Origin of the sequence: Nocardiopsis sp. RV163 (assembly GCF_001029525.1) — a bacterium.
Taxonomy (GTDB): domain Bacteria; phylum Actinomycetota; class Actinomycetes; order Streptosporangiales; family Streptosporangiaceae; genus Nocardiopsis; species Nocardiopsis dassonvillei.
The window spans coordinates 1-2,954 of sequence record NZ_LEKI01000294.1 but is presented as its reverse complement, the minus strand read 5'-3'; the positions used below and the strand labels follow the sequence as shown (position 1 = coordinate 2,954).

The 2,954-nt window shown below is 73.8% G+C and carries 3 protein-coding genes and 1 pseudogene; 3 read left to right on the top strand and 1 reads right to left on the bottom strand.

Annotated elements, in window-relative coordinates:
• Positions 1 to 176: pseudogene (locus tag ABD54_RS28215) on the top strand (ATP-dependent Clp protease ATP-binding subunit ClpX); the annotation flags it as partial.
• 95 nt (positions 177 to 271) lie between these two features.
• Positions 272 to 1,492 (top strand): PP2C family protein-serine/threonine phosphatase, encoded by a 1,221-nt coding sequence (locus ABD54_RS26165; RefSeq protein WP_047872219.1) that lies wholly within the window; start codon positions 272 to 274, stop codon positions 1,490 to 1,492.
• Between the two features lie 11 nt (positions 1,493 to 1,503).
• Here ABD54_RS26165 and ABD54_RS26160 read toward each other — a convergent pair whose 3' ends face one another.
• Complete coding sequence (locus ABD54_RS26160; RefSeq protein WP_047872218.1) at positions 1,504 to 2,310, bottom strand: cyclase family protein; 807 nt, start codon at positions 2,308 to 2,310, stop codon at positions 1,504 to 1,506.
• A 268-nt stretch (positions 2,311 to 2,578) separates the two neighbouring features.
• Between ABD54_RS26160 and ABD54_RS26155 the strand changes: the two genes are divergently transcribed.
• Complete coding sequence (locus tag ABD54_RS26155; protein WP_047872217.1) at positions 2,579 to 2,845, top strand: hypothetical protein; 267 nt, start codon at positions 2,579 to 2,581, stop codon at positions 2,843 to 2,845.
• Positions 2,846 to 2,954 lie beyond the last annotated feature (109 nt).

Genomic DNA, 2,954 nt, shown 5'->3' with positions numbered 1-2,954 from the left:
GGTTGCGGGCGATTATCGAGGAGGTGTTGTTGTCGGTGATGTATGAGGTGCCCAGTCGTGAGGATGTGGGTCAGGTGATCATTACGCGGGAGACCGTGATCGACAACGTCAACCCCACCATCGTCCCCCGCATCCGCTCCGACCGGGACGGCGAACGCCGCGACCGCTCGGCCTGACCCCGGGTGAGGACCGGCCCCGCCCCGGGACACGCGGTCCGCCGCAACCCCCGCGTCCGAGCCCGCGGTGTGAGACTGCTGGGGGAGGTGGGCACATGGACGACACGACCGTCCCGGCCGCCGAGGCCGCGCAACTGTTCGAGGAACTGGTCCGGTCCGTGCACGGGTGCGCCCCGATCGAGGTCCTCGAAGTGGCGGCCCGCTACGGCGAGCGGATCGGCCTCAGCGGCGTCTCCGTGTACCTGGTCGACCTGCAACAGCGCCTCCTCGTCCCGCTGCTCGGCGGCCCGACGCTCGAGATCGACTCCAGCGCGGCCGGGGAGGCCTACCGCTCCGAGACGCTGCGGCTGGTCGAGGGCGGCGACGGCGAGCTGAGTCTGTGGCTTCCCCTGCGCGACGGCGCCGACCGCATGGGGGCCGTGCACATCAGGGCTCCCGTGCTCGACGAGTCCACCCTTCGCCGCTGCCACGCGCTCGCCTCGCTGCTGGCCCTGGTCGTCACCTCCAAACGCGCCTACAGCGACACCTACGTCCGCCACACCCGCACCCGCGCGATGGACCTGCGCACCGAGATGCTGCGGGCCTTCCTGCCGCCCCGCACCCTGGGCACCTCGCGGGGCGTGTCCACCGCCGTCCTCGAACCCGCCTACCAGTTGGGCGGCGACGCCTTCGACCACTCGATCACCAAGGACACCCTGCACGCCGCCATCCTCGACGCGATGGGGCACGACCTGGCCTCCGGGCTGACCGCGTCCGTGGCCATGGCCGGGATCCGCAACGCCCGGCGCAACGGCGCCGACCTCTGCGAACTCACCGACAGCGTGGAGGGCGCGCTCACCTCCTGGCTCCCTGACCGCTTCTGTACCGCCGTCTTCGCCTCGCTGAACCTGTCCACCGGGGAGTTCGCCTGGGTCAACTGCGCACATCCCGCGCCCCTGCTCCTGCGGCGCGGACTCCTGCTGGAGGACGCCCTGGAACGGACCCCCGAGGTGCCGCTCGGGCTCGGCTTCGGGCTCGGTGAGGCCGAGCCGCGCGCCGTGCACCGTATCCAGCTCGAACCCGGCGACCGCATCCTGCTCTACACCGACGGGGTGACCGAGGCGCACGACAGCCAGGGGCGGATGTTCGGCCTCGAAAGGTTCGCCGACTTCATCATGCGCGCCACCGCCGCCGACGAACCCGCCCCGGAGACGCTGCGGCGTCTGATCCACGCCATCCACGACCACCAGCGCGGCAGCTTCAGCGACGATGCCACCATCATGCTGCTGGAGTGGAGCCCCGGCGGCGGGGCGGCGCCCCGGGTCGAGGGCTGCTGAAGAGCGCCGCCTCACCACATGGCCAGAACCCGGCTGGGGCCTCCGGAGGCGTCCAGGCCGGCCATGACCCCCACGCTGATCAGCGCCCCGCTCGGCGGCAGCCGCTCCAGCCCGGTCAGCGACTCCAGCCCCCAGCGGTCGGCTCTGCCCACCACCTCGTGCGCGGGGAAGTCGGTCGACTCGCCCGGGTCGGTGCTCAGCGTGTCCACACCCACCCCTACGACCCCGCGCCGCTCGACCAGGAACTCGCAGGCCTCGGGGCCGAACCCCGGGAAGTGCCAGGAGCCGTCCTCGGCCACCCCGCGCACCGCCTCGTCGCCCCGCGCCCACCGGGCGCTCCACCCCGAGCACATCAGCACCGCCGCCCCCGCCGGGATCCGCCCGTGCGCGCGCTCGAAGGCCAGGACGTCGTCCACCGTCACCGTGGTGTCGGGGTCCTCGGCCGCCCGGGCGCGGATGTCGATCACCGCCGCCGGGGCGAGGAGTTCGTCCGGCCGGATGTCGGGGACCAGCCGCCCGCCGCCGATCACGTGCCCCGGCGCGTCCAGGTGCGTGCCCGAGTGCTCGGTCAGGGTCCACCGCTGCAGGTAGAAGCCGAACTCGCCCTCGGGCACCGGGGTTCCCAGGCTCTCGCGCCGGGGCTTGTCCTGCCCCCAGGAGGGCATTGTCGGAGAGAGCACGTGGCTGAGGTCGGCCACTCTGCGAAAGCCCGTGGGCCACGGGCGCGGGCGGCCCGGCGAACCGGGTGGTCCGGCGGGTCCCGGCCCGGCTCCACCGTTCCGCGAGCGGACGGTCTCACCGGTTCCGTGCAGGCACATGGGCTCTCCCTCGTCGTGTGCGTCGCTTCCCGTATGCTCGGCCGACGGCGCCCGCCAACCTGTCACCGGCCCCCTGTGGACGGCCCAGCACCGCGGCCGCGGTGCTGGGCCGGGTGCGGAGCCGCCCTTCCACAGCCGTGCGACCGACGGTGCCGGCCGCCCCCGCGCCGGGTACCGCCGATACCGGGTCCCCGTGCCCGACGTCCGCCGGGACCCGCCTCCCGTCCCCTGAGGACGCCGACCCAGCAGCTTCAACGACAGCGACGGCGTGGTCGATCTGCCCCGAGCCGTCGACAGGACCGACTACCCCGAACTGCTGGGCGTGGAGGGCCGCTTCGAACCTCTGGTGGAGGACGACCCGGCGGTGCGCGCCCACCTCAGGGTCCCCGACGACCGGGCGCTGCCGGTGGCGGCGGACTGGAGCGCGCGGACGGTACCGCTGGAGCTGGACCCCTCGGCCGTCGGGTGCGACCCGGTCCGCCTCACCGGAAACCACCCCGACGAGGGCGCCTTCGCGCCGCTGCGGCCCCGGTAGGCCCGCGTCCACCCGGCAGGACCGGTCGGCTGAGCGGGAGCGGGAGCCGGATCCCTGCTCGGGGCGCCGGAGCCGGACCCGGAGGAGGTACGGGGGGAGTGGAGGGGAG

Excerpts from the sequence above, each read along its gene's own strand:
- ABD54_RS26165 (WP_047872219.1), top strand. The coding sequence starts at position 272 with ATGGACGACACGACCGTCCCGGCCGCCGAGGCCGCGCAACTGTTCGAG.
- ABD54_RS26160 (WP_047872218.1), bottom strand. The coding sequence starts at position 2,310 with ATGTGCCTGCACGGAACCGGTGAGACCGTCCGCTCGCGGAACGGTGGA.